Raw genomic sequence first — 5,515 nt, forward strand, 5'->3', positions numbered from 1 at the left:
GACACTAAAACCATATATCGACGAAAAAGGTGCTTGTTATCTCTTTTATCTAAGGAGCGATGCAGAGAAGTTTATCTCCGATAAGTCCGACATAAAGATAGAGGATGCCAAGCACTTTAGAATGCCTTTTATTGCAGAGCTTTATGGGTATGGCATAAAAGCGATAAATGTGAAGCAAAAAGGCGGGGACAGTGCCCTTATTCCGATAGAAAAGGGGGATGTTAAGAGGGAATACACCAATCAGCTCGCAAGCCTTTCTGTGGCACTCCTTAAGCAGACATCAAAGAAAAAATATATGAAGGCTTTAAAAGGAGCGGTTTTCCTTGCCCCGATCCTTATAGACCCTCGTCTTGAAAAAAGATATCCAGAAATGCATTATTCCTATGCAACTACTAATGGTGAAGATAAGTATTATTGCCTGTTTACGACTATTAGGGAGTTTAATTCATGGAATTTGGAGCAGGAGCAGGAATGGAAGCCCGTGGAGCTGCCTCTGTATAAGATCGGACGGATAAGAGGCCATGAATCCGTGATAATAAACCCTTTGTCTGATGCCATAATACTTACAGATAAGCAGTTGCAGGAGATTATGAAAGGATAAGCTATGAAAAACCCTCTTGAGAAGATAATAAGATTGCCATATTACTACGTTGCAAAGTGCCCTAACTGTGGAAGCTATGCCACGGGAAGGTACGTGAAAGAATACAGAAAGACAGAAGTTGAGTGGCAGGTAGATGAAGCTCTAAAAAACGGAGAGCTTATCCGCATGAAACCAGACCTTATCGGGGCTAACTGTTTCTGTATAGACTGCGACAAGGACTTTTCGAGCCCTGTACAGCTTAAGATGCTCCCTTTGTCGGAAATAAAGGCACAGAAAAGGCTTCGCCATACACAGGAGATCCTTTCAGAGAGAAAGGGTGATGACTACCACCAAAAAAAACGCGGTGTAGTCGGGCTGTTCACTAATTTCGTAGGGAAAATATAAAAAATAAAATGTAATTTGTACCAGAATAAGACGCTTAACAGCGTCTTATTTTTTATCACCCTCTCTATTATCCATATTTTATGTGTAATCATAGTTTATTTGGAATGGAGGAAATTAAATATGGACGCAAGAGAATTATTCAGCTATACAGCTAACGGCATTGAAAGCTGCGGAGGAATCAAGGTTAATAAGACCGGCCCCGCAGGAATGAACACTTCTGTACACAGAAGAGGACAGGACGGCGGATCAAAAGTATCACTGGCAGGATTTATTTTTGACCTTATGTTTGCGTACCCCAAGACATGGAGCGCATACACCAACTCCGCAGGTAGCATCTACCTTGAGTTTGCAGATGGCACGGCTTATCTTGATGATGGCGCCAGCTATTATATCAAGAAAGGCTCAAACTACCATCAGAGATACAAGGCAGTTGCAAATGTTATCCACCAGATGAAGAGTAACTCAGAGCTTTACGGACTTCTTCAGAACATGATCGAAGAAGTGAAGATGACGGGGACGTGTTCAAAAGACATTCTCCTTCATTTTTGCGACAGCTATTACTACTTCAATGTTTTGTCGGGTAATAATTATCCTACAGACATGGAGTTCGATAGTGGTCTTGAAGAAGAAGTCAAGGCGGCTTTCAGAAGCGGTGAGTTTACAAAGCTCACTTCTGTTTTTCCTAGCGACATGATGGGTAAGTCAGAATATGACGGCTCAATCGCAGTAGCAAAGAAGGCAAAGAAAGCAGCAAAAAAAGCGTCTGATTTCATCAAGGACTGCAAGGACGGTAAGTATATCGTTGCTTATGAGTGGCCAGAACAGCTCAAAGGCTTTATCAAGAAGCCTGACTACCTTGACTCATTCGAGCCAACTCCCGAATTTGAGGAGATTGTTAAGAAGATCAAGTTCAGAGCTGACAAGATCCTTGAGAGAATGGATATGGGTCTTACCGGTGCAGATGCAATCGGTAAGGATGCACTCAACATCCTTCTTCTCGGAAAGCCCGGTACGGGTAAGACGGCCCTTGCTTATGCGCTTTCAGCAGCAACAGGAATGCCTGTCTGCACAACAGCGTGGAACAAGCACTCTGAAGAGGGCGAAGTTGAAGGCAAGAGCCGTATCGTGGATGGAAAGCCACAGTTTGTAGAAACAGACAGTTTACTGTTCCATCAGTTCGGCGGAATCGACATCAACGAGGAAATAAACCTTGCTGATCCATCGGTCACAATGGGCTGTCTCGGACAGAAGCTTGAGTACCCGTTCATCGTAAAGAAAAATGGCTATGAGACCGTCGTAAGACACCCTCTTAATGTCATCATCGGAACTATGAACGTTGGCACAAACGGCTCAAATCCATTGAACCAGGCGCTCGCAAACAGATTTTCAACGCCCTACATTCTTGATGACCCCACAAGGGAGACATTCATCTCAATCCTTGAAAAGACTTCAAAGAAGTCTAAAGAGGTCTGCACATGGGTATATGATGCCTACGAGGCAACGGTAGATTATCTTAAGTCCCCAGATGTTAATGAGGACGATATCTGCCAGAACCTCTCAATCCGTACCTGTCTTGGTGCGATAACAAACCTTGAAGAAGGACAGAGCCCCAGAAGAGCGCTCATCAATTCCATTGTTGGAGCTGTTGCGGTTGTTGATCTGGAAGTTGCAAGAAACCTTCAGAGAGAAAGAATTGAAAGCTTAAGAGAGCCTGCCTTTGAATTTTAAAGGCGGGCCCTTAGTGGCTGTATAGGAGGATAATAATGGACGAAAGAGTAAAGCAGAGAGCCTTTGCGTCTTCCCTTGGAAGAACAGGCTCATCTCTTCTTAAAACTGTGCACGTTGGCGTCAACTGGCTTTTTGGCGATGACCTTGGATATACTTCCATGGGTTCAAGAAACAGTTGCATTGTTAATGTGGCATGGGATCACAAAGTAATGGAAGATTTGTCCGAGGAAGAAAAAGATGCCTTACGGACCGGAGTGTTTGCGCATGAACTACTACATCAGCTTCTTACGAATTTTTCGTACACAAATCGCTGTACAGAAAAAATGAGTAGGGCAGAGGCAGGAATTTTCATGCAGTTTGCAAACACGATAGAAGATCCTGCAATCGAGTATTTCGCGGATCAGTGCTTTGGCGGAAGACTCCTTGAGTCACTTCGCTTTTCTATAAAGCACATCTATAAAGTATCTCCTGGCATTGAACATTCCTCATCAGCCTTTGGACAGCTCATAAATGCCCTTATCAATTTTGGGGATATGGGGCTTGTAAAAGGCAAGTGGACTTTTCCCGAAGCAAAGGAGTATTTTATCAAAGTTGCTCCTATCTACAACGAGGCTATCACCACCGCAAACTCCCAGAAGCGTATTGATTACGCAAAAGAGTGCATGGAGATAACAAGACCCTTGTGGGAAGAGCTCGTAAAAGAGCAGGAGTTCTTTGAAAAGCTCATGGAGGAGCTTGCCGAGTTCCTTAAGAGAAACGGCGCACATATCATGGCAAACTCAGAGGATGAAATGGATTCATCGTCGTCCGGTTCCAAAGCCCAGGCAAAGCGTAACAGTGCTGTTGCCAAAATGAAGTCAAAGTCATCTGAGAAATCAGAAGACGAAGATAAAGAAGGCGAAGGGGACGGAGAGGGCGAAGATGGCAAAGAGTCCGAAGAAGAAGCCAAAAACGAAGGCGGAAGTTCCGATGCAGAAAACGGAAACGGCGAAAGCCTTGATAAAGGTAAGGCTGGCAAATCATCTGAAGGACAGTCCTCGGACTCAAAACAGGAGTCAGATGGCAAACGTCAGGAAGGTGAAGGCGGAAAGATTGATTATTCTGACTCATCTGATGATGAAGACGACTTTACTGCAAGCGAAGAAGTGGCTAATGAAGAGGCTGATGACACGGTGGAAATCAGCGATGAACTTCTTGATGATATCGAGGAGTCGATCAAGACGGAAGCTACAAGGATGGAAAAATCAGAAAAGAGCGAAGAGGCAAAGACCGATGAGCTCCCGGATTTTGACATCACATCACCTAACTTCAAGCGTAGAACTCCTTCTTGTAAAAACAGAAGGATCAAAGACACTACAGGCGGTCATATGTCGCAAATGTATGCAGAGGCAGTAAGAGCATATCAGCCCGAGATTAAAAATCTCACAAAGACCTTGAATAAGATCTTCCAGGCTGATAAAGAGCAGTCAGTAGCAGCCACAAGCGGTGATTACAATATCATCCGTGGCAGTCTCGGTACAACAGCCCGAGTCTTTGACAGGCGCAGAGACCCCGCCAAGCTTAAAGACGCGGCGGTAGTTCTTCTCGTTGACCTTTCCGGCTCAATGTCCGGAAGAAAGGAAGCGCAGGCAAGAAAAACCGCTATCACCATGGCGGAAGCACTTACAGCCTGCCACATCCCCTACTACATTATCGGGTTTCACGCTGATTGCGGTGCCGACGCCGTGCACGATCATTATGTAACGTGGGCAAACAAGAAGTCTGACAGAGAGTCGCTGATTTCCATGTATGCGGCAGATAATAACTTTGACGGATATTCAATCCGTTATGCGGCGGAGCTCTTAAAGACAAGACAGGAGGATAATAAGATTCTCTTTGTGATCTCTGATGGCCAGCCTGCATGTTATTCATATGACGGCAGAACCGGAATAGCTGATACCATTGATGCTATCAAGGTGGCCAGAAAGCAGATGACAGTGTTTGGCATAGCGGTTGGACGTTCCTGTGGCCCTACGCTCTTGCAGCAGATGTATGGAAAGGACTTTATCTTCGTAGAAGATGAAAGACTTCTTACAAATATGCTGTGTAAAAAGCTTGCAAAGGTCATTGCGAAAAAATAAGGAGAGATACCATGAATATAAAAACATTCAAAGATGGCGAAAGGCTTGTGATCGTCGTGGAGGGGCTTACAACCTTCCCGACGGATGAAAGTCTGCTTAAGGGTCTTCTTTCAGGGATATCGGATGGTGATGTGGAGGCTTATCCCGAAGCTGATGCCATACCGCTCCCGGTAGCAGAAGAAGAGCCATGCATAATAGTAGGCACATCATTTTACGCAGGTCCACTTGACGGGGCACTTCCCCTTATAGATAGCGTAAAGAAAGAGCTTGAGCTTTTATCATCCCTTGGGGATAATGCAGAACTTTATCTGCGTTACAAGTTTTCTAAGCTCGATGCCGACGCTTATGCATCAAAACTTTCTGTACAGCAGAAGGAGAAGTTCTTTGAGACCTATGGGAAATACCTTCCTGCCCCTCTTTTAGAGGAAAAGGATGTTAAAAAGGTCATCGAATACTATTCTGAATGCTGATCCGCTTTTGCACATATTTTAAAGAACAAGGGCCCTTCGGGGCTCTTTTTCTATGTCTTTCTGTACAGTGTCTTTCTGTACAGATGCGAAATATATTTTTTAGAAAAAATCAGCTTTTAGCTGTTATCAAAGACCCGCTCTCCCATATTTATTTATAGATGAAGGTTACACGGTATTGTTTGCAGACAATACCAAAACACGTTGTACAGAAA

General features: G+C 44.3%; 5 protein-coding genes. All 5 read left to right on the plus strand.

The features are described from left to right. A partial coding sequence (locus J6I68_RS05430; RefSeq protein WP_292218219.1) for an SseB family protein occupies positions 1–601 on the plus strand: 601 nt, incomplete at its 5' end. A gap of 3 nt (positions 602–604) precedes the next feature. Beyond that, on the plus strand, positions 605–985 hold the full coding sequence (locus J6I68_RS05435) for a hypothetical protein (RefSeq protein ID WP_292218222.1): 381 nt from the start codon (positions 605–607) through the stop codon (positions 983–985). A 120-nt stretch (positions 986–1,105) separates the two neighbouring features. After that, positions 1,106–2,713, plus strand: coding sequence for an AAA family ATPase (locus J6I68_RS05440; protein WP_292218224.1), 1,608 nt, complete (start codon positions 1,106–1,108; stop codon positions 2,711–2,713). A 35-nt stretch (positions 2,714–2,748) separates the two neighbouring features. Beyond that, the gene (locus J6I68_RS05445; RefSeq protein ID WP_292218226.1) at positions 2,749–4,833 is read left to right on the plus strand and encodes a cobaltochelatase CobT-related protein; all 2,085 of its coding nucleotides are present in this window, start codon (positions 2,749–2,751) and stop codon (positions 4,831–4,833) included. A gap of 11 nt (positions 4,834–4,844) precedes the next feature. Then, positions 4,845–5,303, plus strand: a complete 459-nt coding sequence (locus J6I68_RS05450; RefSeq protein WP_292218228.1) for a hypothetical protein — start codon at positions 4,845–4,847, stop codon at positions 5,301–5,303. The last annotated feature ends 212 nt before the right edge of the window (positions 5,304–5,515 follow it).

The organism is Butyrivibrio sp., from assembly GCF_017940685.1.
GTDB lineage: Bacteria > Bacillota > Clostridia > Lachnospirales > Lachnospiraceae > Butyrivibrio.

What these genes read in the sequence shown, in the direction of transcription:
- J6I68_RS05445 (WP_292218226.1), top strand. Translation starts at nt 2,749, where the DNA reads ATGGACGAAAGAGTAAAGCAGAGAGCCTTTGCGTCTTCCCTTGGAAGA.
- J6I68_RS05435 (WP_292218222.1), top strand. Translation starts at nt 605, where the DNA reads ATGAAAAACCCTCTTGAGAAGATAATAAGATTGCCATATTACTACGTT.
- J6I68_RS05450 (WP_292218228.1), top strand. Translation starts at nt 4,845, where the DNA reads ATGAATATAAAAACATTCAAAGATGGCGAAAGGCTTGTGATCGTCGTG.
- J6I68_RS05440 (WP_292218224.1), top strand. Translation starts at nt 1,106, where the DNA reads ATGGACGCAAGAGAATTATTCAGCTATACAGCTAACGGCATTGAAAGC.